Origin of the sequence: Streptomyces spiroverticillatus (assembly GCA_014650415.1) — a bacterium.
Lineage (GTDB): Bacteria > Actinomycetota > Actinomycetes > Streptomycetales > Streptomycetaceae > Streptomyces > Streptomyces spiroverticillatus.
The window spans coordinates 154,207-179,641 of sequence record BMUX01000003.1; the positions used below are offsets into that span (position 1 = coordinate 154,207).

A 25,435-nucleotide genomic window follows, 5' to 3' on the forward strand; every position below is an offset into this window, starting at 1 on the left:
CGCCCAACTCACCGACCCGGAAGACTACTTGGCCGCTTCGAGGGCCGCTCGCCAGACCGGGCTGTCGACGTAGTGGTTGTCGTAGAGCTCGGAGGAGTTCTTGATCTCCTCCGGGCTCGCCTCGCCGCGCACCACGCGGTTCAGCAGGCGCAGGTAGTCGAAGCGGGGCATGCCCGGCGTGAAGACGAAGAGGACGTCGGCCTCGCAGCCGGGCGCGGCGGCGAAGGCGTGCGGGGTGTGCGGGGGGACGAGGAGGAAGTCGCCCGCGTTCAGGGTCTCGACGGTGTCGTCCAGGAGGACCTGGAGGGAGCCGCTGATGACGAAGAAGAGCTCCGAGGCGCGGGTGTGGAAGTGGGCGGGGGCGCCGACAGCTCCGGCGGCGAAGGTGGAGCGGTAGCTGGTGATCGGGCTGCCGTCCGTGCCGCAGTCGGCGAGGAGGGTCATCACGCTGCTCGGGTCACTCGTGGTCTCGGCGGTGGCGGCGCGGGTGAGGAGGGGGCGGGCGGCCTGGGCGGTGGCGGTGGCGGTGCGGGCGGCTTCGGTGCGGTTCTCCGTGGTGTTCATGTGGACAACTCTAGGGAGCAGAAAGACCCCGCACAGGGTGCATTCCGGGGGTGATTCGATGGGTCAATTGTGGTGCCGGGAGAGCTCGGCAGGACCCCTCACACCCTCGGCCGCACCGCCTCCAGGTACTCCGCGATCGCGTCCCGGTTCCGCTGCATGCACTCCACCCGTGCCTGCATCCGGTCCAGCTCCGTCTCCAGCGTGGCCAGCATCTCCGGGGTCGCGTCGGGGAAGTGGATCGTGCGGGGCTTGTCGAGGCACGGGAGGATCTGGCGGATGATGCGGGTGGGCAGGCCGGCGTCCAGCAGGCCGCGGATCTGGGCGACCCGGTCCACGAAGCGTTCGTCGTAGACGCGGTAGCCGTTGGGGGTTCGTTCGGCGACGATCAGGCCCTGCTCCTCGTAGTAACGGAGCATCCTGCGGGAGGTGTTGGTGCGCTCGGAGAGCTCGCCGATACGTATGCCGCCCACGGTGTGGCCCACCTCACAGATCGCCGCGTTGACCCTCACATCAATGTGAGGGTTCGAACATACCGGCATGGCAACCACCCACACCACCAAGCCAGTTGAGACCACTGCGGACTCCAACTCACGACTCCCCCTCGCCGCCCTCCTCGCCCTCGCCACCGCCGTCTTCATCACCAGCCTCACCGAGACCCTCCCCGCAGGACTCCTACCCGCGATGAGCGCCGACCTCGGTGTCAGCGAGTCCGCCACCGGCCAGACGGTCACGATCTACGCCATCGGCACCGCCCTCACCGCGATCCCGCTGACCGCCGCGACCGCCGCCTGGCGGCGCAAGCGGCTGCTGCTGACCTCGATGGCCGGGTTCGCCGCCGCCAACACGGTCACCGCCCTGTCCGGCGACTACACCGTCACGATGGTGGCCCGCTTCGTCGCCGGTGTGGCGGCGGGCCTGGCCTGGGCCCTGCTCGCCGGGTACGCCCGCCGGATGGCCCCCGTACACCTCCAGGGCAAGGCCATCGCCATCGCCATGGCGGGCATCCCGGTCGCGCTCTCGCTGGGTGTCCCGGCGGGCACCTTCCTCGGCAAGGCGCTGAGCTGGCAGGTGGCGTTCCTGGTGATGACCGGGCTGACCGTGGTCCTGCTGGGCTGGATCGCGGCGATCGTGCCGGACTACCCGGGCACGCCCCGCACGCCCCGCACGGCCGACACCCCGCAGAAGCAGGCCGGCATGCTGAGCGCCCTCCGCGTCCCCGGCGTGACCCCCGTCCTCTTCGTCACCCTCGTCTTCGTCCTCGCGCACACCATCCTCTACACCTTCATCGCCACCTTCCTCACCGAGCTGGGCATGGGCGACTCCATCGACCTGGTCCTGCTCGTCTTCGGCGCCGCGTCGCTGGTCAGCATCTGGGTGGTCGGCGCACAGATCAACCGCCGGCTGCGCGCCCTGATGATCGCCAGCACCCTGCTCATCGCGGTCGCCGCCGCCCTCCTCGCACTGCTCTCCGACAGCACGGCCATGGTGTACGTCGCGGTGACGCTGTGGGGTCTCGGCTGGGGCGGCGCGCCGACCCTGCTCCAGACCGCCGCCGGTGACGCCGGCGGCGAGCACGCCGACGCCGCGCAGGCCATGCTGGTCACGCTCTGGAACGCCGCGATGGCGGGCGGCGGAGTCGTAGGCGGAATCCTGCTGGGGCTGCTCGGCTCGGCCTCCTTCCCGTGGAGCGTGCTGGTCCTGCTGGCCCCCGTACTGCTCGCGGTACTGGCCGCCCGGGTCCACGGATTCCCCAAGCGCCGCACGGAAAGCGCAGGTTGAGCCGTACTTTCGGCCGGGTGACCGGCCGGGAAGGCGGCCCCGCACCCACCCCTCGATGTACCGGCCGACGCCGAGCACCTCCTCCCGGAGCGCTCGGCGTCGCTGCGCGTTCCACGCGGAACCGGAACTGACTGGAACATGGCGACAGTTGACCGATTCGGGCACATCCGGCAATTGGCCGAAAAGCCCATCTAGCCACCAGAACACCCCAGCTGTTGAGCTGTACGTACACGGTCACTTCACCGCCCGCACCGGTGGGCGGGACCGCAGCGGAAGGCAGGTTCCGGATGACCCCGACGAAGCGCATGGGCACGGCGATGGCCGCGGGCATGCTCATGGCGGCCTCACTGCTCGGCATGACCGGCGGCACGGCCACGGCCGCCGAGAACGACCTCAGCGAAGTGCAGGCCACCGTCGCCTCGGTGATGGGCGCGGACGTCGCCGCCCAGGGCCGCCGGGTCGACGCGAACACCCTCGACTACGGCGGCTTCACCGCCACCAAGAACGCCAACCTCAAACTCACCTGCCGCTACGGCTACCTCTGCATGGAGGTCCGCGGCACCGTCTTCAACTACTACAAGTGCCAGACCTGGACCGTCTCCAACTGGTACGGCACCGGCCCCTGGATCAACAACCAGACCCCCGGCACGGTCGCCCGCTTCTACGGCAAGAGCGGCAACCAGCTCTGGACTTCCACCGCCTACAGCGACGGCACGGCGGACTGGGCCCCCGTGTACTCCCTGCGCCCCTGCTGACCCCGACCCGATCACCGGAGGGCCCGCACCGCGTGCGGGTCCTCCCGTCGGTTAACGTCCGCCCATGAAGACCGCCCCGCGCCACCTCTACATAGCCCGCCACGCCCAGGCCACCCCCGACGAGTCCGGCCTCTCCGAGACCGGGCGCCGGCAGGCCGCGCTCCTCGGGGAGCGGCTGCGTTCCGTACGCTTCGACGCGATCCACCACGGGCCGCTGCCCCGGGCCGCCGAGACCGCACGGCTCGTGGCGGACCGGCTGGAGCATGCGGTACTGCCCCAAGTCACCGCCGCCGCCGGGGACTTCGTACCGTACGAGCCGGTACGGGAGGACTTCCCCGAGGGGATCGACGCGGACCGGTACCTGAACTTCGTGGCGCAGTTCCCGCCGGAGGAGCGCGAGCAGGGGCCCGAACTCGCCGCACGGGCCATTGAGTTGCTCACCGGACCGGCCGACGAGCCCCGCCGCGAGCTGGTCGTCACGCACAACTTCCTCGCCGCCTGGTTCGTCCGCGAGGCCCTCCAGGCCCCCGCCTGGCGCTGGCTGGGGCTCAACCTCGCCAACGCCGCGCTGACCGTGATCCGGTACGAGGCCGGGCGGCCCGACACCGTACTCGTCCTGAACGACATGGCCCATCTCCCGCCCGAGCTGCGGGAGTTCGACGTCTAGGCCCGCACCGGCTCCCGCACCGGCGGCGTGACGGCCACCGGTGCGGGACGCGCCGCCCGTACCCCGATCCGAGCCGCGACCGCCGAGCCCACCGACAGCAGCACCGCGAACACGATCATCACCGGCTGCCGCCCGAACTGGTTCGCCGCGATGCTGAACAGCACCGACGGCACGCCCATCCCGACGTACGCGATCACGAAGAACACGGCCAGCACCCCGGCCCGCGAGGACGGATCGGCCGCAGCCGCCGTCTGCCCGACGCTCGCCTTGAACAGCAGCCCCGACCCGGACCCGGAGAGCACCGCCGCCACCAGGAAGAGCGGCAGGGACGGAACGTACAGGGTCAGAGCGGTGAGCCCGAGCCCGACCGGGAAGAGCACCGCACCCAGCGTCAGCATCCGCACCACCGGCATCCGCCCCAGCAGCAACTGCGCCAGCGCCGACGCCCCGAACACGGCGAACGCGGCCGTGCCCGCCACCAGCGGCGAGGTGATCCCGAGGTCGAGCCGGACGATGATCGCGCCCAGCGCGGAGAAGATCCCGCTCGCCGCGAAGGCGAAGAAGCCCCCGGCGGCGGCCGCCACGAACACCGGCCGCGCCCCCTCCCGCAGCGCGAAACGCGCAGGTCGCACGCCCTTCGCCAGTTCGGTGTCGACGGTCTCGGGCGTGGCCAGGATCAGCACCAGCAGCACGAGCATGGCGACGGCGAAGAGGACGTACGGAGTCACCAGCGGCGCCCCCGCCCACTGCGCCAGCGCGCCCACGACCAGCGGTCCCATGGCCAGCCCGCCGAGGTTGGAGACGGCGGCGACCAGGCCCGGAGTGGGCGAGAGCGGCTGGCCGGGGTGGGCCTCGTGCCAGAGGTCCATGAGGTACGCGGTCGCCGTGGACGCCATCAGGCCCACCGCCAGACCGGTCAGCAGCCGGGCGGCGAGCAGCACCGGCAGGTCCGGCCAGAGCGCGAGCATCGCGGCGGCGACCACGTCCACGACGAGCGCGGGGACGATCACCCGGCGGCGGCCGTAGCGGTCGGAGAGGTGTCCGAGGCCGAGGAAGCCGACGGACGCGCCGACCACCATGATCGCGAAGGCAATGGTGACGGTGGTCGCGCCGAAGCCGTCGCGGTCCTGGTAGAGGGGCCAGAGGGGGGTGGGCGCGGTGCCGAAGGCCATCAGCACCGAGAAGGCGACGGCGACGAACCAGAAGCCGATGCGGTGGGGGGCGCGGCGGTTCTTCTGCGCTCCGGAGGTGGGGGGTATCGCGTTCATGTCCGTTTCAACGGACGGCGGATTCCGTTCCTTACCAGCTCCGCCGCACCGGGTGGAGATACCTATTATCTCTGCCGGAGATACTGAACCCATGGAACTCCGCCACCTCCGCCACTTCGTCGCCCTCGCCGAGGAGCGCAGCTTCACGCGTGCCGCCGCCCGCGAGCTGATCGTCCAGTCGGGTCTGTCGTCGTCCGTGCGGGCGCTGGAGAAGGAGGTCGGAGCGCTGCTCTTCGTACGGGGGACCCGCCCCGTCCGCCTCACCACCGAGGGCGAGGCGCTCCTCCCGGCCGCCCGGCGCACCCTCGACGCGGCGGACGGCGCGCTCCAGGCGGTGCGGGACGTGCACGGCGGGCTGACCGGCCGGCTGCGCATCGGCGCGTACCAGGCGAGCCGCCACCTGGTGCCGCTCGCGTCCTGGCTGTCCGGCTTCGTACGGTCGCACCCCGGCCTGGACATCGAGGTGCGCCAGCATCCGGCGGTCGAGATGATCCGCATGGTCGCGGACGGCGAACTGGACTGCGCGCTCGCGGCGGCGCCGGACCCGGCCAGGACGGCGGAGCGGCTGGACCTGCTGCCGGTCGCCTCGGAACCGTACGTACTGGCCTGCGCGCTCGACCACCCCCTGGCCGCACGCGACGACGTGCCCCTCCCGCTCCTCGACGGCGAACGCTTCGTGGAAACCCACAGCCTGTGGACGGGGCGGATGCTGTCGGACGCGCTGTTCGCGGAGGCGGGGATGGTGCGGCGGATCGTGTGCGAGGTGAGCGAGTGGGCGATGGTCAGCGACCTGGTGGCGGCGGGGCTCGGGGTCGCCTTCGTACCGGAGTCGCTGGCCCGCGACCTGCTGCCGCTGCCCGATCTGCCGCTGCGCCTGCTGCCCATCACGGGCAATACGACGTCGGTGCGGCTGGAGCGCCGGGTGGATCTGCTGCTGCCGAAGGGGCAGGGGCTGAACACGGCGACGCGAAGGTTCGCGGAGCACGTGCAGGCGGAGGTGAGGGCGGCGAGGCCCTAGAGGTCCAGCCCTTCCCGCAGCCGCCGGAAGGCGTCCCGTGCCTCGGTCACCGCGTCCGCGTGCACCGCGTCCGCGCTTTCGCCGGACTCGATCCGCCGCCAGTTCTCCAGCGCGAGCACCCGCAGTACGACCCCGATCTGCCCGGCGGCGAGCCGCGCCCGCAGGCCCTCCCCGATGGCCTCCGCCAGTACTGCCTCCGACCTGCGCAGATACGTGAACAGCCGGGTCTCCAGGCTGGGCGTCCCGTACAGCATCCGCTGGTACGCGAGCACGCCCGGGTCGTCGCACAGCCCGGTGATCGGGTCCCGCGCGGCCAGCCGCTCCAGCAGGTGCCGCTCCAGCGCGTCGAGCGCGCCGACGCCCTCCTCGCGGCCCGCCCGCACGACCCGTGCCGACTCGTCCTCGTGGTCGGCGAACCGGTACAGCGCGAGGTCCTCCTTCGCCGGGAAGTAGCGGAACAGGGTCGGCTTGGACACCTCGGCGGCGGCGGCCACCTCCGCCACGGACACGGCGTCGAAGCCCCGCTCCAGGAACAGCGCCACGGCCGCGTCCGAGATCGCCTCGTACGTCCGCTGCTTCTTCAGCTCCCGCAGCCCACTCATCCCGCGACTCCCCGCTTCCGCAGCCCGTTCATCCCGCCACTCCCACGCTTCCGCAGCCCGCTCATCCCGCGACTCCCCGCTTCCGCACCAGCGCCTCGATCCCGTCGAGCAACCGCTCCAGCCCGAAGGCGAACTCGTAGTCCGGGTCGTCGGGCCCCTCCAGCACGCCCGCCTCCAGCAGGCGCGTCACCGCCGGGAAGCGTACGGGGTCGGTGAAGCGGGCCAGCAGCCTTCCGTACCGTACGAGCGACTCCTCGGGCGTGGTGCCGGCCTTGGCCTGCGCGGCGGCGAGGTCGGCCATCGTGCCCACCTCGTTCCGTACGAAGCCGCTGACCAGCATGATCACCGAGATCCGGTCGCCGTCGCCGAGCCCGGAGCCGTCGAGCGAGGCGAGGCCCTGCTCCATCCAGGCCACGGAGTGGGGGGTGGCGGGCGGTCCGTCGACGGGGATGCGCATGGCCCACAGGTTGCGCCGGGAGCGGTCGCGCAGGGCGGTCGCCCAGGCGGTCAGCACCTCGCGCCAGGGGGTGCCGGGGGCGGGCGGGGCGGGCGGCAGCCCCATGGCGGCCTCCTGCATCAGGACGTACAGCTCGTCCTTCGCCGCCACATACCGGTACAGCGACATCGTGGAGACGCCGAGCTCCTTGGCGACGCGTCCCATGGAGACCGCAGCGAGGCCCTCGGCCTCGGCGATCCGTACCGCCGCGCCGACGATCCGGTCGAGGTCGAGACCGGGCCGGGGGCCCTTGCCGGGCCGCTCGCGCAGCCCCCAGGCGACCTCGACGCTGGCGGGCAGGTCGCTCGCCCGGCCCGGCCGGTCCGTGCTGCCGCCCGCCTGCTTGCCCTGGGCCACCGTGGCTCCTCTCCCGATGCTCCCGACGCTCCGGATGCTCCGGATGCTCCGGATGCTCCGGATGCTCCCGACGCTTGACGGTCATCCTAGTTATGCGTAAGGCTTACGCAGTAGTGCGTATGTCATACGCAGAAGACGGCGAGAGGTACACCGTGCCAGCAAACGAAGCCACCGCGCCGGTGAGCAGCGGGGCACCGGCGCCCGCGACCGGCGCAGCACCCACCCCGGCAATCGAAGCGACCGGCCTCACCAAGTCCCACGGAACTCAGCACGTCCTCAAGGGAGTTGACCTGACCGTCCCCGACGGCAGCGTCTTCGCCCTGCTCGGGCCGAACGGCGCCGGCAAGACGACCGCCGTGCGCGTCCTCGCCACCCTCACCGCCCCCGACGCGGGCACCGCCCGCGTGGCCGGCCACGACCTCCGCACCGCACGCTCGGAGGTACGGGCGGCCATCAGCCTCACCGGCCAGTTCGCGGCACTGGACGAGCGCCAGACGGGCGCGGAGAACCTGAGGATGATGGCCCGCCTCGGCGGCCTGCGCCGCCCCGCCGCCCGCCGCCGCGCCGACGGCCTCCTCGACCAGTTCGGCCTCAGTGACGCCGCGAACCGCCTGGTCGCGACCTACTCCGGCGGAATGCGCCGCCGCCTCGACCTCGCGGCGGGCCTGGTCGGCAGCCCGTCCCTGCTCTTCCTGGACGAGCCGACCACCGGCCTGGACCCGCGCAGCCGCCGCACCCTCTGGGACGCGGTCCGGGCGCTCTCCGCCACCGGCACCACCATCCTCCTCACCACCCAATACCTGGAGGAGGCCGACCAGTTGGCCGACCGGATCGCGGTCCTGGACTCCGGCCGGGTGATCGCCGAAGGCACCCCCGCCGCACTCAAATCACGTGTCGCCGACCACCGCCTGGACCTCACCCTCGCCACCCCCGCCGCCTACGCGGCCCTCGCCCCCCGCGCCGTCCACCACTCCCCGGAAACCCTCACCCTGGGCCTCCCCACCGACGGAACCGCCCCCCACATCCGTGCCCTCCTCGACACCCTCGACCCCACCCGCACCACCGTCACGTCCTTCACCGTGCACACCGCGACCCTGGACGACGTCTTCCTGGCCCTGACCTCCGCCTCGCCCGTTCCGGAGCCCACCCATGTCCCCTGACACCACCCTCACCCTCACGGCCCGGAGCATCCGCCTCAGCCGCCGCAACGGCGAAGCCCTCCTGACCGCGCTGATCCTCCCCGTACTCCTGATGCTGCTCTTCGTCCACTTCTTCGGCGGAGCCATCAACACCGGTACGGACTACGTCACTTACGTCACCCCGGGCGTCCTCGTCCTCTGCGCGGGCTTCGGCGCCGCCTCGACGGCCACCACCGTCTCCGAGGACATGAAGTCCGGCCTCATCGACCGCTTCCGCTCCCTGGACATCGGCCCCACCCCGATCCTGACCGGCCACGTCGCCGCCAGCGTCCTGCGCAACACCCTCTCCACCGCCCTGGTCCTGACCCTCGCCGTCGCCATCGGCTTCCGCCCCTCCCCCACCCCCCTGGGCGTCCTGGCCGCCACCGCCCTCCTCCTCGCCTACCTCCTGGCCCTCTCCTGGCTCTCGGCGGCGGTCGGCCTCCTCACCCGCACCCCCGAAGCCGCGGGCGGCTACGCCTTCTTCATCAGCTTCCTCCCCTACCCCAGCAGCGCCTTCGTCCCCACCCGCACGATGCCCTCCTGGCTCCACCCCTTCGCCGACCACCAGCCCGTCACCCCCCTGATCGAATCCCTCCGCGCCCTGCTCCTGGGCCAGGACGCGGGCACCGCCCCGTGGGTGGCGCTGGCCTGGTGCGCGGGGATCCTCGCGGTGGCGGCGGGGGCGGCGGGAGCGCTCTTCAGGTGGCGGACGGGGTGAGGGCGGCGGACGGGGCGACTCTCCTGGCCTCGCCGCCCCGGGTGAGGACGAGGGCGAGGTAGGGGTTCTGCACGCGAGCGTGGCCGAGCCCCAGCGACTCCGTGGCCGCCCGCACGGTCATCGCGTACGCGTCCACGGCCCGGCGCACGTTCGGGGCGTCCAGGCTCGCGCCGGTGACCAGCCGGTCGAGGTCGATGTAGGCGGACCGTACGAGCTCGATCCATCGGTACGTGTGCACGTCACCGGACCAGCCCGCCACATACGCGGAGGACCGCCTCCCCAGCGCCTCCGACCAGCGGTGCAGCATGCGCTGCCGGATCTCGCCCCGGTGCGGGGTGAGGTGCAGATGCCGCACCAGGTCGTAGAGGGGGTCGCCGGCCACGGCCATCTCCCAGTCGATGACGGAGAGTTCACCGGGGGCGCTGCCGCGCACCAGGTTCCATGGGTTGAGGTCCCCGTGCAGCAGTACGGGCGTCCGGTGGGACACGCTGCGCCGGAGCAGGAGGCCCCGCAGCAGGGCCGCGTCCGGCAGTCCCAGTTCCCTCGCCAGGCGCTGCGACTCCGGGGGGAGCGAGGCGACCAGGTCCACGAGCCGATCGCAGAGCCAGCGGTAGAAGCCGCCCGCCGGGAGGCCGGGCTCCAGCTTGTCGACGTCGACGTCCGCGAGCGCGGCAAGCTGGTCGACCAGGTTGTCGGCCTCGTGCGGCGTCAGCCCGTCGACGGGGTGGGAGGGCGGGCCCCAGAGAGGCCCGGCGTAGGAGTGCACGGCGAACGCGTCCGAGGGAACGCTCTCCCCCAGCGCCAGCACCCTGGGCGCACTGATCCCGTCGACCTTCGCGACGGCCTTCAGAACGTCGGCCTCGACGTTGAAGCACTGCTCCCTGCGGGTGGCCGACCGCAGTTCGCGGCGCACGACGAGCCTCTTGCCCTGGACCGTCACCACGGTGTTGAGGTGCCCGGTGCCCTTGAAGACACTCCCCGAAGGGGCCGCGCCCTCCGCCACGAGCGCCTCCGCCACCACGCTGTGGGCAGTCTCGGCGTCCGGGAACTCCGTCGGGTTGATCCACTGCGTCACGAACGTGGCGAAGGGGCCGCCGGCGCCCTTGCAGTTCCGGCCCACCCGGGCCCGGTGCCACCGGCGCAGAATCCGCGCCGCCCCCGGGGCGTCCGGCGCCCCGGACAGGCGCAGCGGCTCCTTCGCCGCCTCCAGCGCGCTGACTACGGACTCCGCGGCCTCGCGCAATCCGGCGGGCTCGCCCTCCGAACCCAGCGAGCGCGCGGCCCGCATCACGTCCGGGTACACGGACTGGGCGCGCTCGAAGTCGAGGTAGTGCTGCAGATCGGTCTCCAGCCCCCGTGCGGCCTCGGGGCGCGTCGCGTACATCGCCCGGGCCCAGGCTTCCTTGACCTCTTCCTGCTGGGTGTCCGAGTACTTCATGCGGACCAGATGGGTTGCCAGGTCGTGCAGCGGGTCGCCGAAGGTGGCCAGTTCCCAGTCGACGAAGACGAGCGGCGGAGCGTCGACGTACGAGACGATGACGTTGTCCCGGTGCAGGTCGGTGTGGAGCAGGCAGAAGGGCCGCTGCACCATGGCCGGCACGCGGGCCGCGAACGCCGTCATGGCGTGCTCGGGGATGCCGAGAGCCGCGAACAGGCCGCCGAATTCGGTCCAGTTGGGCTGGCGGACATGCTGGTCGGTCAGCAGAGCCAGATGCTGTAGGAACGCGCGGCTCTGCCCGTCGCGCGGCCAGCCACCGGGCAGCCTCGGCAGCATGTCCCGGCCGACCCGGGCCATCCTGGCCAGTTGGCCGACCAGCGCCTCCACGAGGAGGTGGTCCAGCGGCTTGCCGTTCTGGCAGATGCTGGAGAGGGGGACGCCCTCCACATAGCTGAGCACCGTCGAGTACCGGCTCTTCGCCAGGCACCTCGGCACGTCCGGCAGCACGCCCCGCAGGGAGTCCAGGATCTCCGTCTCGTCCTCCCAGGTCCTGAGGACGACGGACAATGCTTGCCGTTCACGAACTCGGACCGTCACCGTTTCCCCTGGGCTCCTCCCTACCAAGCGGGCCATCGGTTCGGTGAGTCGGGCCAGGTAGTTGCGATTGTGAAAACCCCCGCTCACGTCGCCTCTGCGGATGGCGGAGTCCACGAAGGCCGGATAGATGTGCACCGACGCCGGCTTGGGCGCCGGCCGCACGACCGGCGGCATGGTCGCGGCCTGCGCGCCGCGGGCGGTGGCGGGGGTACTTTGCACGGCCGCTCCCGGCAGATCGCACAGCACAGACAGAGGCGCGCCACATTAGCGCCAGATAAATGTTTACGAACAGGGAGAGGCCCGATTGGCGTAAGTGGCCTACGTCGTTGAAGGGAGCAGAGGGCGCTTCCTGGGGCACACGTGGCCGACCGCCCCACACGGGTCCGAATTCAGCCCGCCTCGGGCCTCTGCTCGGTCAGACGGTCCCACACGGAATCGAACCAGTCCTGGGCCTCGGTGACGAACGCCGACCCCAGCGATTCCGGATTCGCGTCCTTGACGTGCTGCAGGAGTTGCGCCTGCACGCCCAGTACGTCGATGGTGCGGAGCTCGGAGCCGTCGTCCTGGTCGATCACCCGCTCGACGATCTTGTAGAAGGCCTGCAGCGCTGTCGTCCCGTTGAGCAGGTAGAGCTTGACGGGCGGGGCCAGGGGCACCCGCCGCACCTCCCAGGAGACCTCGGACACCAGCCTGTTCCTGCGCAGGCGGTCGAACGACATGCGGTTCACCTCGATCTGCTGCCGCGACATTTGACGCAGATCCTCGACCAATTGGCCGTCATTGGCGCCACTCTTGGGCCTCGGGTACGGCAGCGGCATGTGCTCGCTGGGAAGCACCAGCCGCACCTTGATGCTGCGCGGGGCGATCTCCCCCTGCTGGACCCGCGTCACCTGGCTCGCAAGATGCCCGCTCAGCGTCTCCGCCGTCAGACTGAACACGTCCAGGGTGACGTCCTCGACCTCGAAGGCTTCCGCGATCAGGGCGCCCAGCGCTCCCGGCCCCAACGCCTCGTCCGAATGGACCCGGGACACCTTGATGACCTTGGTTCCACTGCCCTGCTTGGGTTCGATCCAGCCCTCGCTGACCAGATCGCGCCAGACGCGTTGGATGGTGTCGCGGGCGACGTCGAACCGGATCGCCAGCTCCCGCTGGGTCGGGAACGCGTCTCCGACGTCATAGGTGCCGTCGGACATCTCCATACGCAACCGGGCAGCGATGCGCTGCACTTCGCCCTTGCCCTTGCCGCCCGATGCAGTCGCCACTTCAGGAACGTACCTCTTCCGGACTGGCCCGAACCAGCTTTTGGCCATCCAAAGGAAATGGCAACAGTCCAGTTAGTCGATCTGCCGGGCCGGGGACAACCAATACGAGTCAACCAGTCCAATTGGACAGTTAGTTGACCGAGAAGGGGGGGCCACTCCATGAACCCGTGGATCCTGCTGGAGGGGCTCGAACTGCTCGCCCAGACCCGCTACGGAGCCCTCGGCGCCATCTGCCTCCTGCTGATCGTCGGCGGCGCCAAAGCGCGCAACGCGACGTGCACCGCCCTCGGTGCCACCCTGTTCGCGATCCTGATGCTTCAGGCCTGACGGCCGTCGCTCTCCACGTGCACGAGGACGTCCTCCAGCGAGTGGATGACGGTCTCGGCGCCCGCCCTGCGGAGCCGGTCCGTACGTCGGCCGACCTCCGCGTAGCCGAGGAACGCCACTCCCGCCCGGCGGGCCGCCTCCAGGTCCGACGGGGTGTCGCCGATCATCAGGGACTTGGCGGGGTCCGCGTCCAGGGCATGGAGGGCGCGGTTGAGGCAGTCCGGGTCGGGTTTGAGGTGGTCCAGGTTCCGGGTGCGGCCGTAGATGTGCCGGTCGAAGCAGGACGTCAGGTCGCGGCGAGTCAGGTAACTCTCCGCCGCCAAAGGGGAGTTGTTGGTAGCTATGGCCAAAGGGACACCCCGGGAAGACCATGCGCGTATCAACCTGTCGACGTGCGGGGTCGGCTCGGCCGTCACGGAGGCGCGGAGTTCTTCGTCGGTAAGTGCCTTTTCCAGCCGGTGGACCAAGGGGGACCTGCTGGCCCCCACCACTCTGAGCACCGCATGCGGATCGTCGCGTTCGGCACCGGTCAGGGGGACGACGAAGTCCTCCCGTTCGAGCCATGCGATCAGCCGCTCCGCGATGTCGTGTGCGCGGTGTTCCGCGAAGAGCCCGCAGATCGGGCCGTCGAAGTCGAAGAGGACGCAGGTGGCGCCGGTGATCGCCTGTGCTGCCTGCTCGATCACCGGCGCCGCCTGTTCGAGGTCAGTGGTTTCAGGGGCCATTAGGAGAGTGTCAGGTCCGACGTGATGGTGTTCCAGAGTGCGTCGAACCACTTTGCGGATTGTTCGACGAAGGCCGCGTCGCGCGGGCCCTTCTCGGCGTCGAAGGCGAAGAGGACCGACTCCGGGCCGAGCGTGTCGTACATCTCCAGATTGACGTCCTCGATCACCTCCGGCCGCTTGGTGACCTGGTAGTACGCGAAGAGGGCCTCGGAGCCGTTCAGCACGTACAGCTTCAGGGGCGGGGTGAAGGGGAGCGCCCGGAAGGTGACGGTCACGTCGATGCCGTGGGAGCGGTAGAGGCTGCGGAGGGTGTTCCGCAGGACGTGGCCCTGGGAGTTGCGCTGCTGGAGCCAGCGCTGGTGGACCAGGCTCGCCTCGCTCGGCTCCAGACCCTTGGGGAAGGCCAGTTCGATGTTGCGGGCCGGGAGCAGGACACGGAGGGTGATGTTCACCGGCTTGAGGCGGTTCTCGTGGATCAGCCGCAGCGGCTCCGTCATCGCCAGCATCAGCGACTCCGACGTCAGGCTCAGCGCGTCGATCCGTACCTCCTCCGCCTCGAAGGCCCGCGCCAGGCGGGGGCCGAGCGCGCTCACCGTGGGCTGGGGGGTGGTGCCCACGGGGTCGCCCGTCGCCGTCACCGGGGAGGTGGCCGCCACCTTGGCGGGGGCGCCTCGGGTCGCCTCCGTGAGGAGGCCCTCGGTGTGGAGGATGCGCAGGGCCTGGCGGATGGTGCCGCGTTCCACGCAGAACTCCTCGGCGAGCCGCCCCTGCGTCGGCATCGGCTCGCCGGCCTTGATCTCGCCTCTTCGGATCCGGTCGCGCAGGGTGTCGGCCACTTCCCTGTACGACCGCTTTCCGCCACTTCCTGAACTGCTCACGTCGCTCACGACACAACGTTACAACTCACAGCCATCTAACGGCAGTTGTAGCCATCTCGTTTATCGATCGCAGCCAAGTGGGGACAACTCCATTGAGTTGGTTGCTACTTGGCAAACTTGGCTGAGGCAGCGTCGCCTCCCCGCCGCTCACCCCGTCGCTGATTCCCGAGGGAGGGACCCCATGCCTGCTCTGCTGCTGCTCTCCGCCGTCATCGTCATTGGATTCGAGAGGTTTGTCGAGTGGCGCTACGGGGCCGCGGGCTCCATCGGTGTCCTGCTCCTCTGCATCGGGGCGAAGGCCAAGAGCCCCGCCTGCGCGGGGGTCGGGGCCACCGTGCTCACCCTCGCGGTGCTGGCACCCGCCACCACCACCTAGGCCGACCTGCCCGGCTGCCAACTCGACGCTAGTTGGCAGCCAGGTTCAGGTCCTGGCTGATCGTGTTCCAGATCGCGTCGAACCACAGCTGCGACTGCTCCACGAAGGTCCCGTCCCGCTGGCCGCCCGTCCGCTGGTCGAAGGGGAAGAGCATCGACCGGGTGCCCACCGTGTCGTACATCTCCAGCGGCTCGCGGTCCTGGTCGAAGTGCTCCTTCTGCTTCGTGATCATGTAGTACGCGAAGAGGGCCTCGGAGTTGTTCAGGAGGTAGAGCTTCACGGGGGGCGTGAAGGGCAGCGCCCGGAAGGAGATCTTCACGTCGATGCCGTGCGTACGGCGGAGGTTGACCAGGTTGTGCCGCAGCACCTGCCCCTGCGCATTGCGCTGCTGGAGCCAACGGCCGTGCAGCCGAGCGTCGTTGCCGTCCGCGACCGGCGTCGGGAAGGCCAGGTCGATGTCCCTGCTGGGGAGCAGCACGCGGACGGTGATCCGGGACGGTCTCACCCGCCCTTCGTGCACCCGGCGCAGGGCGTCGCCGAAGCCCAGGGTCAGCGAGATCGCCGTCAGGCAGAGGGCGTCGATCTCGACGTGGTCGGCCTCGAAGGCCTCCGTGATGCGGGAGCCCAGCGCCACCATGGTCGGCTGCGGGGAGGCCGCCGCGCCCGCACCGAGCGCCGCCGGGGCGTCGCCCGCGACGGTCGCCGGGGAGCCCTTGGTCACGTTGGTCAGCAGCCGCTCCTCGGCGAGGATGCGGAGCGCCTGGCGCACCGCGCCGCGCTCCACCTCGTACTCCTCCGCCAACTGGGCCTGTGTCGGCATGCGGTCGCCCGGCCGCAGCTCCCCGGTCCTGATCCGGGTCCGCAGCGCGTCGGCCACATCACGGTGTGACCTTTTCCGACCGTTCACGGCGGCGCCGACTGTGCTCACAACCAGAACACTACAACTTCACGCCATCTAACGGGAGTTGGTTGGAGAACCTGGTTAAAGGTTCTTGAGGCATGGGGACAACCTCAGAAGAGTTGGTCGCCAACTCGGCCAAGGTGGCTCCAGGTTCACCAGCCTGGTCAGCCTGGCCCCAGAGTCCGCAAAGTTCGACCAACGGACCGCCACCCCGACCACCGTCTGGAGTGATCCCCATGCCGCTCGTCGCACTCCTCGCCATCGGCGCCTACCTGCTCGGCGAAATGGTCGAGAAGCAGTACGGCCTGCTGGGCGCCGTCGCGCTCGGCTTCCTGACCGTCGGCGTCAAGACGAAGAACACCGCCTGCCTGAGCATCGGCGCCGTCGCCCTGGTCGTCCTCGGCCAGTCCGCCCTCACCTGAGCCCGAGACCGAGGGCCAGATCCTCGAGCTCCGGCCCCCGGGCGCGACCTCAGAAGATGTCCGGGCACCACGGCTGCCGCGCCGTCCGGAACAGCCCGTCCACCCGCGCCGCCGCCCCCGCCGTCCCCTCGGCCACCTCGCCCAGCGCCGCCATCCGCACCGCCGACCGGCCGCCCAGGTACAGCGCCCCCAACTCCCGCACATCGAGAGTCAGTTCAGCGGAGGCGGACGTCGGCTCGCAGGTCGCCGTCCCGAACTCCGACACCGTCAGCCGGAAGCGCCCCGCGGACAGGCCCAGCCGGTCCGCCACCTGAAGCACCACGGTCCCGCTCCTCTCGTACGTCCTGGCCTCCAGCGCCCGTACGACGTCGAGCACCCGCACCCACAGCCAGTCCGCCGACGTCACGATGCGCGCCGCACGCTGGTCCGGCAGCAGGTCGGGCAGCAGGTCGTCCGGCGCGCGGTAGCCGGTCCGTACCTTCGCCACCCAGTCGATCGAGCACAGGTAGTGCCACAGCGCGCGCTCGGCGGCCGGGGTGGTGGTGATCATGTTGCCCACGCTCGCCGTGTTCAGCGGCTGCTTGCCGTCGCCCCAGTTGTCGTCCACGCGGTACGCAGCGAGCCCCTCCACCTGCCCGCCCCGCTCGGCCGGCGCCCGGTAGAGCGCGTAGAAGGCGGGCGGATACGGCTCGAAGGAGTACGCGGTGAGGCCCGTGCGCTTCTGCCACCAGGCCTCGTCGCGGTCGATCGCACCGTGCTGCGCCGCCCGGAACCGCTCGTGCAGCTCGGGGCCCGCCTTGCGGAGCTCCTCCGCGTCGGCCAGGTCGACCCGGCCGCCGCAGTCGGGGCCCGACCAGTGCGGATCGAGGCCGGTGCGGTGGGTGTCGATCTCCCAGACGTGCGTGGAGGTCGCGTGCCCGAAGCCGTACCGCCCGTAGATCGGGTACTCGGCGGCGATCAGCGTCGCCACCACGTCACCCCGCTCCTTCGCCTCCGCGAGATCCGCGCGGATCATGCGGCTGAGCAGCCCGCGCCTGCGGTGCGTCGGCGTGACGGTGACGCTGGAGACCGCGTTCGCCTGCACGAACTGCCCGCCGGGCACGGTGAGTTGCTGCGCGAAGGAGCGGTACGTCGCCACGCACCGCCCCTCGTCGAACGCCCCCCGCGCCCGGGGCAGGTCGGTGCGCTCCAGCCGCTGCGCGAGATCCGCCTCGGTGTACGGCGCGGCCCGCAGGAAGCCGGTGTTGGTGGCGCGGGCCCAGCCCGGGAAGTCGGCCTCGGTCAGCGTGCGTACGTCGAGGGAAGCGGCGGTTCGGTCAGCGTGGGCACTCATGGCGCCCACGCTAAGCACGCCCCCGTCAGAATGTCGCCCTGATTTCGCCGACCTTCACCGGTCCCCCGAGCAGCGGCGCGTCCCCGATCCGGTCGACCACGTCGCCGTCCACGCCCAGCAGGTGCAGCGCCCGGGCCAGCACAGGGCCGAGCGCCCGCCCCGCCCCGTCGTCGATCTTGAACGCGAGGGCCCGCCCGTCCGGCAGCGCCATGGCCTGCACGGCCTCCGCGCCCATCTTCGACAGCGCCCCCGGCACCGCCCGCATCAGCCAGGTGTCGGGCCGCCGCGTCCCCGCCACGTACTCCGGGTGCGCCCGCATCGCGTCGGCCACCCGGCGCTCCGGGCTGCCCTCCTCGGCGAGGACGAAGTGCCGGAAGGCCCGCGCGAGCCCGACCAGGCTGATCGCCATCAGCGGCGCCCCGCACCCGTCCGTACCGACCGCCCTGACCTTCTCGCCCGCCGCACGCTCCACGCACGCGAGGACGAGCTGCTGGAGGGGGTGGGCGGGGTCGAGGTAGGTCGCGGTGTCCCAGCCGTTCAGCTTGCAGGCGGCGATCATCGCGGCGTGCTTGCCGGAGCAGTTCATGGTGACCCGGTCGCGGACGTGCCCGGAGGCCAGGTACGACTCGGCCTCGACGGGGTCCAGCGGCAGGTCGGGCGGGGTCTGGAGGTCGGTCTCGGCGAGTCCGTACTCGCCGAGCATCTTCCGTACGAGATCGAGGTGGAAGCCCTCGCCCGAATGGCTGGCGGCGGCCAGTGCCAGGCGCTCGCCGGAGAGGTCCAGGCCCGCGCGGAGCACGGCGGCGGCCTGCATGGGCTTGTTGCTGGAGCGGGGGAAGACGGGGGAGGCGACGTCGCCGAGGGCGAGCTCCGTGCTGCCGTCGGCCGCCAGCACCACCAGCGAACCCCGGTGATGGCCCTCGACGAAGCCGGATCGGACGACTTCGGCGAGAACCGGGGGTATGACCGGGACCGGTGCGGCAGCGGGGGCGGTGGAGGTCGTCATCGTCGACAGGGGCCTTCCGGACGGGGACCCACTCCCTCGGCAGTCCCCGGGGATCGCCCGGCCGTGGCCTCAGTGGAGCAGGTCGTCTACTTGAGCTTCGCCTTCACGGTACCTGCGGGCGATCTCCGCGCTGCAATCGTCGGCGGTCCGTTGGAGGGCCTGACGCTGCCGGGAAACCTGCTGTTCATAGCCGATCAGGCGGTCCATTCCCGCATGCAGCTCTGCGTCCGTCCGGGCGTCGAGGTCGGACAGCTCGACCTCCGCGAGCATGTCGGCGGCCAGCCGCATGTACTCCTCGTTGCGGGGCGTGGAGAGGGTGACGTGCCGGGCGGAGGAGCGGTGGCTGGAGGGGGTGTCGGCGAGGATCTCCGACAGCCGCTCCACCACGGGCGTCTTGGGCCCGCCGCGCCGGGCCAGCTCGGCGCGCAGGATGTCGATGCGGCCGTGCAGCAGCCGCCGTACGTAACTGAGGTCGGCCTCGTCGCTCTGCGCGCCCTGGCGCAGGGTGCGCAGCTCGGGGAGGCCCAGGATGCCGAGGTCGTGCGGTGGAAGTGCGGGCAGTGCGTCCTGCAGGTCGTGGTCGCCGACCCTTTGGCCGTGGACCCTGTGCCCCGCGCCGGAAATGCTCATGAGTGTCCGTCCCCTCGAACGGTGCGGCGCACCGCCTTGCCCCGCATCGTGCCACTCCTGCCGCTTCCCACGCAGGCACACTGCACCCGTATGGCCCTTGCACGAGGGAGTCGATTGCGGGCAGGCATCATGGACCGCATGCGAGCTGTGGTGCAGAGAGTGGACGGCGCGAGCGTCGTCGTCGGCGGCGAGACGGTCGGGGAGATCGTCGGCGAGGGCCTGTGTGTCCTGGTGGGAGTCACCCACGAGGACACCCCCGAGAAGGCGGCGCAACTGGCCCGCAAGCTGTGGTCGGTGCGGATTCTGGAGGGCGAGAAGTCCTGTTCCGACGTGAACGCCCCGCTCCTGGTGATTTCACAATTCACCCTGTACGGGGACGCCAGGAAGGGCCGCCGCCCCACGTGGAACGCCGCCGCCCCCGGTGACGTCGCCGAGCCGCTGGTGGACGAGGTCGTGGCGCAGCTGAGGGCGCTGGGGGCGACGGTGGAGACGGGCCGGTTCGGCGCGGACATGCGGGTGTCGCTGACGAATCACGGCCCGTTCACGGTGCTGCTGGACATCTAGAGCCGTACGGCGCGGTATTACGCCGTAATCATCACGGCTCTACGACGACCTCCTGAGCTGCGGCGGTGTCCCCCGCCATCAGCTCCGCGTCGACCGCCACGTTCCGCTTCACCAGCGCGAGCGCGATCGGCCCCAGCTCGTGGTGGCGCACGGACGTGGTCACGAACCCGATCTGCCGCCCGTCCGGGCCGTCGGCCGCGAGCCGGACCGGCGTCCCCGACGGCGGCAGCAGGACCTCGCTGCCGTCCAGGTGCAGGAAGACGAGCCGGCGCGGCGGCTTCCCCAGGTTCTGCACGCGGGCGACGGTCTCCTGCCCCCGGTAGCAGCCCTTCTGCAGGTGCACGGCGCTGCCGATCCAGCCCAGCTCGTGCGGGATGGTCCGGTGGTCGGTCTCGAAGCCGAGCCGGGGCCGGTGGCCCTCCACCCGCAGCGCCTCGTACGCGAGCACGCCCGCCGCGGGCCCGTGCTCGGCGGCGAACTTCTCCAGGTCGCCGCGCGGCAGGAACAGGTCCCGCCCGTACGCGGTCTCCCGTACGACGACGCCTTCCGGCACCTCGCCGATGGACCCGGCGGGCAGCCACACCACCGCGAAGTCCTCGGTGCGGTCCTGGACCTCGACCCGGTAGAAGAACTTCATGCTCTCCAGGTACGCGATCAACTCGCCCTGCGTACCCGGCTCGACGTGCATCCAGACGGTCTCGCCGTCGTCCACCAGGTACATCGCGTGCTCGACGTGACCGTTGGCCGTCAGGATCAGCGCCTCGGTGGCCTGCCCGGCGGGCAGCTCCGTGACGTGCTGGGTGATCAGGAGGTGCAGCCAGCTCAACCGGTCGGAGCCGCTGACGCTCACGACCCCCCGGTTCGAGAGGTCCACGAAACCGGACCCGCCGGCGAGCGCACGCTGCTCGCGGAACAGGTCACCGTAGTGCGCGGCCACGCCCTCGTCGCGTCCCTCGGCGGGGACGGCGCCGGGCAGGGAAAGGAGGGGGCTGCTCGGTGAATTCGACTGCATGCGTCCAGCCTACGACTCGGCCGCGGAGGCCTTCTTCGCCGTACAGGAAGCGCACCGGCCAAAGATCGCGAAGTGCTTCATATCGGTCTCGAACCCGAACTCGCCCCGCAGCTTCGCGATGAAGTCCCCGGCGACCTCGACATCCGCCTCGATGACGTCGGAGCAGTCCCGGCACACCAGGTGGATGTGGTGGTGCCGGTCGGCGAGGTGGTACGTCGGCGCCCCGTGCCCGAGGTGCGCGTGGCTGACCAGCCCGAGCTCTTCGAGGAGCTCCAGGGTCCGGTAGACGGTCGAGATGTTGACCCCGGAAGCGGTCTTGCGCACCTCGCCCAGGATGTCGTCGGGCGTCGCGTGCTCCAGCGCGTCCACCGCTTCCAGCACAAGCTGCCGCTGCGGTGTCAGCCGATAACCGCGCTGCCGCAGATCACTCTTCCAGTCGGTGCTCACCACGCCACCAGTCTAGGCAGCGCGGCGAGCGTTCGGACTGCCGCGGGACTCAGCGGAAGAACGCGATCCCGTCGTCCGGCAGGTCGGGAAGGTTCTTGGCCACGGCCTCGACCTCCTCCGGGGTGACGGTCTTCTTCAGGTGCGCGGACATGTACGGGCGCAGCTCGACCTCGGGGGTGGCCTTCTCGCCGACCCACATCAGGTCGCTCTTCACGTACCCGTACAGGCGCTTTCCACCGGTGTACGGGCCCGATGCGGCCGTGCGCGCGACGGCGTCCGTCACGAGGTCGATCTGCGGCTTCTGGTCGGCCAGCTCGCCGTACCAGATCTCGACGACGCCGGTGTCGCGGGTCATGACGACCTCGACCTTGCGGTCCTTGTCGATGCGCCAGAAGCCGGACTCGGTCTCCAGCGGCTTCACCTTGTTGCCCTCGGCGTCGAGGATCCAGGAGTGCGAGACGTACTCCAGGAAGTCGCGGCCGTCGTGGCTGAAGGTGACTTCCTGGCCGAAGTTGGCCTTCTCCTGGCCGGGGAAGTCGGTGACGCCCGCACCCGTCCACTTCCCGAGGAGGAAGACGAGGGGGACGAGGTCCGGGTGGAGGTCGGACGGGATCTCGATCATGAGTGGCTCAGGCGATCTGTGTGGAGGGTGACCGGTACGGGTTAGCGCTGGCCCTGGTAGAGCTTCTTCACGGCCAGACCGGCGAAGGCGAGGACGCCGACGCAGACCAGGACCAGCAGGGAGGAGAAGACTGCCTCAAGCACGGGGTGCTCCTTGGTATGAGCGAGGTGTGAGATACGGGCCGGGCCCCAGCTTAGTCCGCCGGGCTCCGGCGCTCTCGGTGAGGTTCGTCGCGCTTAGGCTGCCCGCATGTCGAAGAAGCTCGTGATCAAGGTGACCGCCGGGGCCGACGCCCCCGAGCGGTGCTCGCAGGCGTTCACCGTGGCGGCGGTGGCGGTGGCCAGCGGGGTGGAGGTGTCGCTGTGGCTGACGGGTGAGTCGGCGTGGTTCGCGCTGCCGGGGAGGGCTGCGGAGTTCGAGCTGCCGCACTCCGCGCCGCTCCCGGACCTGATCGAGTCGGTCCAGGCGGGCGGCACGATCACCCTGTGCACGCAGTGCGCGGTACGCCGGGACATCGGCGAGAAGGACGTGCTGGAGGGTGTGCGGATCGCCGGGGCGCAGGTCTTCGTGAGCGAGATCATGGCCGACGGCGTACAGGCGCTCGTCTACTAGACCGCACGGGTCACGGACGGTCGCGCTTGCCGCGGCCGTCCAGCTCGTCCCACAGATCGTCGGAGTCGGCGTCCCCGGTGGTGTCGTCCCACCACCGGTCCCCCGGCCCCTTCCGATTGGCGACCATCGCCGCCACGGGCGGAATCAGGGCCGCCACCACACACATCCCGACCGCCACGGGCACCGACCACAGCCGCACGACCGCGCACCCTCCCACGAAGAGGACCAGGCACGCCCCCATGAGGAGGAAGTAGCCGCGGCGGCGACGCGCGTACATGCTTCTACGGTACGTCCGGGAGCCGGGCGCACGGCAGCCCCGAGCCCGACGGACGGAGTCCGGCGCAGCGGCCCGAAGCCCGTGAGGCGCCCCGGCGCCGAGCGGTGCGAGGGACGCGTCAAAAGGAACAGACCGGAGGGCCGCACCCTTCGTCACAGGTAATGGCGTCCAACCCCCTGTGGGTGCGGCCCTCCGGCCGGTATCAGTGCGATGCGGTCAGACCGCGATCGCGACCTCCGCCAGGCCGCCCGTCTGGGCGACGACCGTGCGGTCGGCGGTGCCGCCCGGGACCAGGGCGCGGAGCGTCCAGGTGCCCTCGGCGGCGTAGAAGCGGAACTGACCGGTGGCCGAGGTGGGGACCTCGGCGGTGAACTCGCCGGTCGAGTCGAGGAGGCGGACGTAGCCGGTCACCGGCTCGCCGTCCTTGGTGACGCTGCCCTGGATGGTGGTCTCACCGGGCTTGATGGTGGAGGCGTCGGGGCCGCCGGCCTGTGCTCCGCACATGAGGGGTACTCCAAGTCTGGGAAGGGAGGGGGCTTACTTGTTGGCGCCGAGCTCGATCGGGACGCCGACGAGGGAGCCGTACTCGGTCCAGGAGCCGTCGTAGTTCTTGACGTTCTCGACGCCGAGCAGCTCGTGCAGGACGAACCAGGTCAGGGCCGAGCGCTCACCGATGCGGCAGTAGGCGATGGTGTCCTTCGCCAGGTCGACCTGCTCGGCCTCGTAGAGGGCCTTGAGCTCTTCGTCGGACTTGAAGGTGCCGTCGTCGTTGGCGTTCTTCGACCACGGGATGTTGCGGGCGCTGGGCACGTGGCCGGGGCGCTGCGACTGCTCCTGCGGGAGGTGCGCCGGGGCGAGGAGCTTGCCGGAGAACTCGTCGGGCGAGCGGACGTCGACGAGGTTCTGGGTGTTGATGGCCTTCACGACGTCGTCGCGGTAGGCGCGGATGGACTCGTCCTGCGGCTGGGCCTTGTAGGACGTGGCCTCGCGCTGCGGGACCTGCGCGCCGTCGACCAGGTCGCGGGAGTCCAGCTCCCACTTCTTGCGGCCGCCGTCGAGGAGACGGACGTCGCCGTGGCCGTACAGCTTGAAGTACCAGAAGGCGTAGGAGGCGAACCAGTTGTTGTTGCCGCCGTAGAGGACGACCGTGGTGTCGTTCCCGATGCCCTTCTCGGACAGGAGCTTCTCGAAGCCGGCCTGGTCGATGAAGTCGCGGCGGACCGGGTCCTGGAGGTCCTTGGTCCAGTCGATCCGGATGGCGTTCTTGATGTGGTTCTTCTCGTACGCCGAGGTGTCCTCGTCGACCTCGGCGATCGCCACCTTCGGGTCGTCCAGGTGGGCCTCGACCCAGTCGGCGTCGACCAGTACGTCGCTGCGGCTCATGTGTTTCTCCTCCGGGGCAGTTACGGGGGGATACGGGTGCGGTGGTGCGCGGTGCTTGCGAGGTGCGCGCGGGTACGGCTGCGGGGCCGCAGGTACGGCGGCGCACGGTACGTCGGGAGGGGGCGCAAGTCGCCCTGGGCAAGCGGGAGTTCGGGCTACGCGGCCCGGCGGGTCCCGCTCAGACGGCGCGGCGACAGAGCATGGCGGCGACGCGGCACAGGTCTACTGCCCGCCGCTTCGTGAGGTCCGCCTGTCGCTTCTGCATGGGTCCGATCGTAGGGACGTACGGGCGGGCGTGTCACCGGTGTGTCATATCGTGAGACAGAAACGTCCGTTGTGTGGGATATGGCAAGGGGCCGGGACGTCGGTCCCGGCCCCTCGTGCCGCTCGTACGACGCCCAGTCCTGCGGAGTGGACGCCTCCGTCTCGCCATCCGGCCGAAGCTGTCCGACCAGGGCAGTCCGACCGGCGCTATCCGGCCAGATGCACGTTCGTCCCGCTCACCGCGATCTCCATGCCCGTCTCCACCGGCGTGACCTTGTCCAGCTTCAGGCCGTTCGGCAGGCCGCCGATCGGACGGACGAAGTCGATCTTCTTGCGGATCATGCCTTCGAGGCCGGGGATCTCCTGCCCGGGCACCTCGTCGGCACGCACCGCGAGGGACTTCCCGCCGTTCTTCAGGGTCACGCTGGACAGCACGCTGCGGGTCAGCTCGCGGCCGAAGATCGAGACGGTGCCGGTCACCTTGACCTTGCCGTTGCCGCCGTAGGCGAGCTTGACGTCCTTGTCGCCCGCCGCGCGGGTGAGGTCGTCGTACGAGATCACGGCGGTGCCGGTGGCACGGGCGGCGGTGGCGGAGGAGAAGTTGTTCTCCAGGGCCACGTCGTGGAGTTCGGCGGTCATCCTGCCGACCGTCAGCTTCTTGCCGTCGGCGCTGGCCTCCAGGCCGTCCATGGTGACGTCGACCTGTTCGAGGTTCTTGCCCAGGATCTGGGTGAGGAAGGGGAAGCCCTTGATGTCTATCTGCGGTTCCGCCGAAAGCCCCTGGCTGGTGCGGACCTTGGTCGCGACCTCGCCCTCGGCGTAGTTCACGGCGAAGCGGTCGGCGGCGACGAAGATGCCGCCGAAGATCACCACCAGGATGAGAAGTATTCGTATCGCTCGCATGACTGGTGTTCCCCCACCGCGTTCGTCGGCCCCCGTATCTGACGGTGAGCC

The 25,435-nt window shown here is 70.6% G+C and carries 32 protein-coding genes; 11 read left to right on the top strand and 21 right to left on the bottom strand.

The window, feature by feature from the left end; all coding sequences use genetic code 11:
* Positions 1–24 precede the first annotated feature (24 nt).
* Together IE269_RS08810 and IE269_RS08815 are read right to left on the bottom strand one after the other, a co-directional pair.
* Positions 25–564 (bottom strand): cupin domain-containing protein, encoded by a 540-nt coding sequence (locus IE269_RS08810; protein WP_189822253.1) that lies wholly within the window; start codon positions 562–564, stop codon positions 25–27.
* A gap of 98 nt (positions 565–662) precedes the next feature.
* Positions 663–1,025: a MerR family transcriptional regulator gene (locus tag IE269_RS08815; RefSeq protein ID WP_189822741.1), complete on the bottom strand. Its 363-nt coding sequence runs from the start codon at positions 1,023–1,025 to the stop codon at positions 663–665.
* 76 nt (positions 1,026–1,101) lie between these two features.
* On the opposite strand from IE269_RS08815, the gene IE269_RS08820 reads away from it, so the two are divergent.
* From IE269_RS08820 to IE269_RS08830, 3 genes are all read left to right on the top strand, one after another.
* Positions 1,102–2,343 carry an MFS transporter gene (locus tag IE269_RS08820; protein WP_189822254.1) on the top strand — a complete coding sequence of 414 codons (1,242 nt, stop codon included), beginning with the start codon at positions 1,102–1,104 and terminating at the stop codon, positions 2,341–2,343.
* A gap of 287 nt (positions 2,344–2,630) precedes the next feature.
* Positions 2,631–3,098: a hypothetical protein gene (locus IE269_RS08825; RefSeq protein ID WP_229897493.1), complete on the top strand. Its 468-nt coding sequence runs from the start codon at positions 2,631–2,633 to the stop codon at positions 3,096–3,098.
* A 64-nt stretch (positions 3,099–3,162) separates the two neighbouring features.
* Positions 3,163–3,765, top strand: coding sequence for a histidine phosphatase family protein (locus IE269_RS08830; RefSeq protein WP_189822255.1), 603 nt, complete (start codon positions 3,163–3,165; stop codon positions 3,763–3,765).
* Here IE269_RS08830 and IE269_RS08835 read toward each other — a convergent pair.
* Positions 3,762–5,033 (bottom strand): MFS transporter, encoded by a 1,272-nt coding sequence (locus IE269_RS08835; protein ID WP_189822256.1) that lies wholly within the window; start codon positions 5,031–5,033, stop codon positions 3,762–3,764. The genes IE269_RS08830 and IE269_RS08835 overlap by 4 nt on opposite strands.
* A gap of 91 nt (positions 5,034–5,124) precedes the next feature.
* Here IE269_RS08835 and IE269_RS08840 point away from each other — a divergent pair, with 91 nt between their 5' ends.
* Complete coding sequence (locus IE269_RS08840; RefSeq protein WP_189822257.1) at positions 5,125–6,051, top strand: LysR family transcriptional regulator; 927 nt, start codon at positions 5,125–5,127, stop codon at positions 6,049–6,051.
* Here IE269_RS08840 and IE269_RS08845 read toward each other — a convergent pair.
* Together IE269_RS08845 and IE269_RS08850 are read right to left on the bottom strand one after the other, a co-directional pair.
* Complete coding sequence (locus IE269_RS08845) at positions 6,048–6,653, bottom strand: TetR family transcriptional regulator (protein ID WP_189822258.1); 606 nt, start codon at positions 6,651–6,653, stop codon at positions 6,048–6,050. The two genes, IE269_RS08840 and IE269_RS08845, sit on opposite strands and share 4 nt — an antisense overlap.
* A 61-nt stretch (positions 6,654–6,714) precedes the next feature.
* Positions 6,715–7,506 carry a TetR/AcrR family transcriptional regulator gene (locus IE269_RS08850; protein ID WP_229897495.1) on the bottom strand — a complete coding sequence of 264 codons (792 nt, stop codon included), beginning with the start codon at positions 7,504–7,506 and terminating at the stop codon, positions 6,715–6,717.
* 179 nt (positions 7,507–7,685) lie between these two features.
* Between IE269_RS08850 and IE269_RS08855 the strand changes: the two genes are divergently transcribed.
* Both IE269_RS08855 and IE269_RS08860 read left to right on the top strand, forming a co-directional pair.
* Entirely contained in the window at positions 7,686–8,666 is a 981-nt protein-coding gene (locus IE269_RS08855) for an ABC transporter ATP-binding protein (RefSeq protein WP_229897546.1), read from the top strand.
* Positions 8,656–9,405 (top strand): ABC transporter permease, encoded by a 750-nt coding sequence (locus IE269_RS08860; RefSeq protein ID WP_189822260.1) that lies wholly within the window; start codon positions 8,656–8,658, stop codon positions 9,403–9,405. The genes IE269_RS08855 and IE269_RS08860 overlap by 11 nt, the downstream gene beginning before the upstream one ends.
* Here IE269_RS08860 and IE269_RS08865 read toward each other — a convergent pair.
* Positions 9,386–11,614 (bottom strand): phosphotransferase family protein, encoded by a 2,229-nt coding sequence (locus IE269_RS08865; RefSeq protein WP_189822744.1) that lies wholly within the window; start codon positions 11,612–11,614, stop codon positions 9,386–9,388. The two genes, IE269_RS08860 and IE269_RS08865, sit on opposite strands and share 20 nt — an antisense overlap.
* A 215-nt stretch (positions 11,615–11,829) precedes the next feature.
* Entirely contained in the window at positions 11,830–12,702 is an 873-nt protein-coding gene (locus IE269_RS08870; protein WP_189822261.1) for a winged helix-turn-helix domain-containing protein, read from the bottom strand.
* A 159-nt stretch (positions 12,703–12,861) separates the two neighbouring features.
* On the opposite strand from IE269_RS08870, the gene IE269_RS08875 reads away from it, so the two are divergent.
* Positions 12,862–13,029, top strand: a complete 168-nt coding sequence (locus IE269_RS08875; RefSeq protein ID WP_189822262.1) for a hypothetical protein — start codon at positions 12,862–12,864, stop codon at positions 13,027–13,029.
* Here IE269_RS08875 and IE269_RS08880 read toward each other — a convergent pair.
* Together IE269_RS08880 and IE269_RS08885 are read right to left on the bottom strand one after the other, a co-directional pair.
* On the bottom strand, positions 13,020–13,754 hold the full coding sequence (locus IE269_RS08880; protein ID WP_229897497.1) for an HAD family hydrolase: 735 nt from the start codon (positions 13,752–13,754) through the stop codon (positions 13,020–13,022). The genes IE269_RS08875 and IE269_RS08880 overlap by 10 nt on opposite strands.
* Entirely contained in the window at positions 13,754–14,641 is an 888-nt protein-coding gene (locus tag IE269_RS08885; protein WP_229897498.1) for a winged helix-turn-helix domain-containing protein, read from the bottom strand. The genes IE269_RS08880 and IE269_RS08885 overlap by 1 nt, the downstream gene beginning before the upstream one ends.
* 172 nt (positions 14,642–14,813) lie before the next feature.
* On the opposite strand from IE269_RS08885, the gene IE269_RS08890 reads away from it, so the two are divergent.
* Complete coding sequence (locus IE269_RS08890; protein ID WP_189822264.1) at positions 14,814–15,008, top strand: hypothetical protein; 195 nt, start codon at positions 14,814–14,816, stop codon at positions 15,006–15,008.
* A gap of 28 nt (positions 15,009–15,036) precedes the next feature.
* Here the strand turns inward: IE269_RS08890 and IE269_RS08895 are convergent, their stop codons facing one another.
* Positions 15,037–15,885 carry a winged helix-turn-helix domain-containing protein gene (locus IE269_RS08895; protein ID WP_189822265.1) on the bottom strand — a complete coding sequence of 283 codons (849 nt, stop codon included), beginning with the start codon at positions 15,883–15,885 and terminating at the stop codon, positions 15,037–15,039.
* Between the two features lie 260 nt (positions 15,886–16,145).
* Between IE269_RS08895 and IE269_RS08900 the strand changes: the two genes are divergently transcribed.
* On the top strand, positions 16,146–16,331 hold the full coding sequence (locus tag IE269_RS08900; protein ID WP_189822266.1) for a hypothetical protein: 186 nt from the start codon (positions 16,146–16,148) through the stop codon (positions 16,329–16,331).
* Between the two features lie 49 nt (positions 16,332–16,380).
* On the opposite strand, the gene IE269_RS08905 is transcribed toward IE269_RS08900, so the two are convergent.
* The 3 genes from IE269_RS08905 to IE269_RS08915 all read right to left on the bottom strand — a co-directional run bounded on the left by IE269_RS08905 (position 16,381) and on the right by IE269_RS08915 (position 19,300).
* Positions 16,381–17,664 (bottom strand): GNAT family N-acetyltransferase, encoded by a 1,284-nt coding sequence (locus IE269_RS08905; protein ID WP_189822267.1) that lies wholly within the window; start codon positions 17,662–17,664, stop codon positions 16,381–16,383.
* Positions 17,665–17,689: 25 nt separating this feature from the next.
* The gene (locus IE269_RS08910) at positions 17,690–18,670 is read right to left on the bottom strand and encodes an asparaginase (protein WP_189822268.1); all 981 of its coding nucleotides are present in this window, start codon (positions 18,668–18,670) and stop codon (positions 17,690–17,692) included.
* 69 nt (positions 18,671–18,739) lie between these two features.
* Positions 18,740–19,300 (bottom strand): RsiG family protein, encoded by a 561-nt coding sequence (locus tag IE269_RS08915; RefSeq protein WP_229897499.1) that lies wholly within the window; start codon positions 19,298–19,300, stop codon positions 18,740–18,742.
* Positions 19,301–19,438: 138 nt separating this feature from the next.
* Here IE269_RS08915 and dtd point away from each other — a divergent pair, with 138 nt between their 5' ends.
* Positions 19,439–19,864, top strand: a complete 426-nt coding sequence (gene dtd, locus IE269_RS08920; RefSeq protein WP_189822269.1) for a D-aminoacyl-tRNA deacylase — start codon at positions 19,439–19,441, stop codon at positions 19,862–19,864.
* Between the two features lie 31 nt (positions 19,865–19,895).
* Here the strand turns inward: dtd and ygfZ are convergent, their stop codons facing one another.
* From ygfZ to IE269_RS08935, 3 genes are read right to left on the bottom strand one after another with little or no spacing between them, the layout of a single operon-like run.
* The gene (gene ygfZ / locus IE269_RS08925; protein WP_189822270.1) at positions 19,896–20,876 is read right to left on the bottom strand and encodes a CAF17-like 4Fe-4S cluster assembly/insertion protein YgfZ; all 981 of its coding nucleotides are present in this window, start codon (positions 20,874–20,876) and stop codon (positions 19,896–19,898) included.
* A gap of 9 nt (positions 20,877–20,885) precedes the next feature.
* Complete coding sequence (locus tag IE269_RS08930; RefSeq protein WP_189822271.1) at positions 20,886–21,326, bottom strand: Fur family transcriptional regulator; 441 nt, start codon at positions 21,324–21,326, stop codon at positions 20,886–20,888.
* 46 nt (positions 21,327–21,372) lie between these two features.
* Positions 21,373–21,945 (bottom strand): heme-binding beta-barrel domain-containing protein, encoded by a 573-nt coding sequence (locus IE269_RS08935; protein WP_189822272.1) that lies wholly within the window; start codon positions 21,943–21,945, stop codon positions 21,373–21,375.
* Positions 21,946–22,194: 249 nt separating this feature from the next.
* On the opposite strand from IE269_RS08935, the gene IE269_RS08940 reads away from it, so the two are divergent.
* Positions 22,195–22,557 (top strand): DsrE family protein, encoded by a 363-nt coding sequence (locus IE269_RS08940; protein ID WP_189822273.1) that lies wholly within the window; start codon positions 22,195–22,197, stop codon positions 22,555–22,557.
* Between the two features lie 10 nt (positions 22,558–22,567).
* Here the strand turns inward: IE269_RS08940 and IE269_RS08945 are convergent, their stop codons facing one another.
* From IE269_RS08945 to IE269_RS08960, 5 genes are all read right to left on the bottom strand, one after another.
* On the bottom strand, positions 22,568–22,834 hold the full coding sequence (locus IE269_RS08945; RefSeq protein WP_189822274.1) for a DUF3099 domain-containing protein: 267 nt from the start codon (positions 22,832–22,834) through the stop codon (positions 22,568–22,570).
* Between the two features lie 216 nt (positions 22,835–23,050).
* Positions 23,051–23,338 (bottom strand): DUF1416 domain-containing protein, encoded by a 288-nt coding sequence (locus IE269_RS08950; RefSeq protein ID WP_189822275.1) that lies wholly within the window; start codon positions 23,336–23,338, stop codon positions 23,051–23,053.
* A 33-nt stretch (positions 23,339–23,371) separates the two neighbouring features.
* Complete coding sequence (locus tag IE269_RS08955; RefSeq protein WP_189822276.1) at positions 23,372–24,217, bottom strand: sulfurtransferase; 846 nt, start codon at positions 24,215–24,217, stop codon at positions 23,372–23,374.
* Positions 24,218–24,395: 178 nt separating this feature from the next.
* Positions 24,396–24,482, bottom strand: a complete 87-nt coding sequence (locus IE269_RS43750) for a putative leader peptide (protein WP_353963751.1) — start codon at positions 24,480–24,482, stop codon at positions 24,396–24,398.
* A 206-nt stretch (positions 24,483–24,688) separates the two neighbouring features.
* The gene (locus IE269_RS08960; protein ID WP_189822277.1) at positions 24,689–25,384 is read right to left on the bottom strand and encodes an LmeA family phospholipid-binding protein; all 696 of its coding nucleotides are present in this window, start codon (positions 25,382–25,384) and stop codon (positions 24,689–24,691) included.
* Positions 25,385–25,435 lie beyond the last annotated feature (51 nt).

Bases quoted from the DNA above. Each gene is read 5' to 3' on its own strand.
- IE269_RS08810 (WP_189822253.1), bottom strand. From the start codon at position 564: ATGAACACCACGGAGAACCGCACCGAAGCCGCCCGCACCGCCACCGCC.
- IE269_RS08820 (WP_189822254.1), top strand. From the start codon at position 1,102: ATGGCAACCACCCACACCACCAAGCCAGTTGAGACCACTGCGGACTCC.
- IE269_RS08825 (WP_229897493.1), top strand. From the start codon at position 2,631: ATGACCCCGACGAAGCGCATGGGCACGGCGATGGCCGCGGGCATGCTC.
- IE269_RS08830 (WP_189822255.1), top strand. From the start codon at position 3,163: ATGAAGACCGCCCCGCGCCACCTCTACATAGCCCGCCACGCCCAGGCC.
- IE269_RS08835 (WP_189822256.1), bottom strand. From the start codon at position 5,033: ATGAACGCGATACCCCCCACCTCCGGAGCGCAGAAGAACCGCCGCGCC.
- IE269_RS08840 (WP_189822257.1), top strand. From the start codon at position 5,125: ATGGAACTCCGCCACCTCCGCCACTTCGTCGCCCTCGCCGAGGAGCGC.
- IE269_RS08845 (WP_189822258.1), bottom strand. From the start codon at position 6,653: ATGAGTGGGCTGCGGGAGCTGAAGAAGCAGCGGACGTACGAGGCGATC.
- IE269_RS08860 (WP_189822260.1), top strand. From the start codon at position 8,656: ATGTCCCCTGACACCACCCTCACCCTCACGGCCCGGAGCATCCGCCTC.
- IE269_RS08865 (WP_189822744.1), bottom strand. From the start codon at position 11,614: ATGCCGCCGGTCGTGCGGCCGGCGCCCAAGCCGGCGTCGGTGCACATC.
- IE269_RS08875 (WP_189822262.1), top strand. From the start codon at position 12,862: ATGAACCCGTGGATCCTGCTGGAGGGGCTCGAACTGCTCGCCCAGACC.
- IE269_RS08880 (WP_229897497.1), bottom strand. From the start codon at position 13,754: ATGGCCCCTGAAACCACTGACCTCGAACAGGCGGCGCCGGTGATCGAG.
- IE269_RS08890 (WP_189822264.1), top strand. From the start codon at position 14,814: ATGCCTGCTCTGCTGCTGCTCTCCGCCGTCATCGTCATTGGATTCGAG.
- IE269_RS08900 (WP_189822266.1), top strand. From the start codon at position 16,146: ATGCCGCTCGTCGCACTCCTCGCCATCGGCGCCTACCTGCTCGGCGAA.
- IE269_RS08905 (WP_189822267.1), bottom strand. From the start codon at position 17,664: ATGAGTGCCCACGCTGACCGAACCGCCGCTTCCCTCGACGTACGCACG.
- IE269_RS08910 (WP_189822268.1), bottom strand. From the start codon at position 18,670: ATGACGACCTCCACCGCCCCCGCTGCCGCACCGGTCCCGGTCATACCC.
- IE269_RS08915 (WP_229897499.1), bottom strand. From the start codon at position 19,300: ATGAGCATTTCCGGCGCGGGGCACAGGGTCCACGGCCAAAGGGTCGGC.
- dtd (WP_189822269.1), top strand. From the start codon at position 19,439: ATGCGAGCTGTGGTGCAGAGAGTGGACGGCGCGAGCGTCGTCGTCGGC.
- ygfZ (WP_189822270.1), bottom strand. From the start codon at position 20,876: ATGCAGTCGAATTCACCGAGCAGCCCCCTCCTTTCCCTGCCCGGCGCC.
- IE269_RS08935 (WP_189822272.1), bottom strand. From the start codon at position 21,945: ATGATCGAGATCCCGTCCGACCTCCACCCGGACCTCGTCCCCCTCGTC.
- IE269_RS08940 (WP_189822273.1), top strand. From the start codon at position 22,195: ATGTCGAAGAAGCTCGTGATCAAGGTGACCGCCGGGGCCGACGCCCCC.
- IE269_RS08945 (WP_189822274.1), bottom strand. From the start codon at position 22,834: ATGTACGCGCGTCGCCGCCGCGGCTACTTCCTCCTCATGGGGGCGTGC.
- IE269_RS08950 (WP_189822275.1), bottom strand. From the start codon at position 23,338: ATGTGCGGAGCACAGGCCGGCGGCCCCGACGCCTCCACCATCAAGCCC.
- IE269_RS08955 (WP_189822276.1), bottom strand. From the start codon at position 24,217: ATGAGCCGCAGCGACGTACTGGTCGACGCCGACTGGGTCGAGGCCCAC.
- IE269_RS43750 (WP_353963751.1), bottom strand. From the start codon at position 24,482: ATGCAGAAGCGACAGGCGGACCTCACGAAGCGGCGGGCAGTAGACCTG.
- IE269_RS08960 (WP_189822277.1), bottom strand. From the start codon at position 25,384: ATGCGAGCGATACGAATACTTCTCATCCTGGTGGTGATCTTCGGCGGC.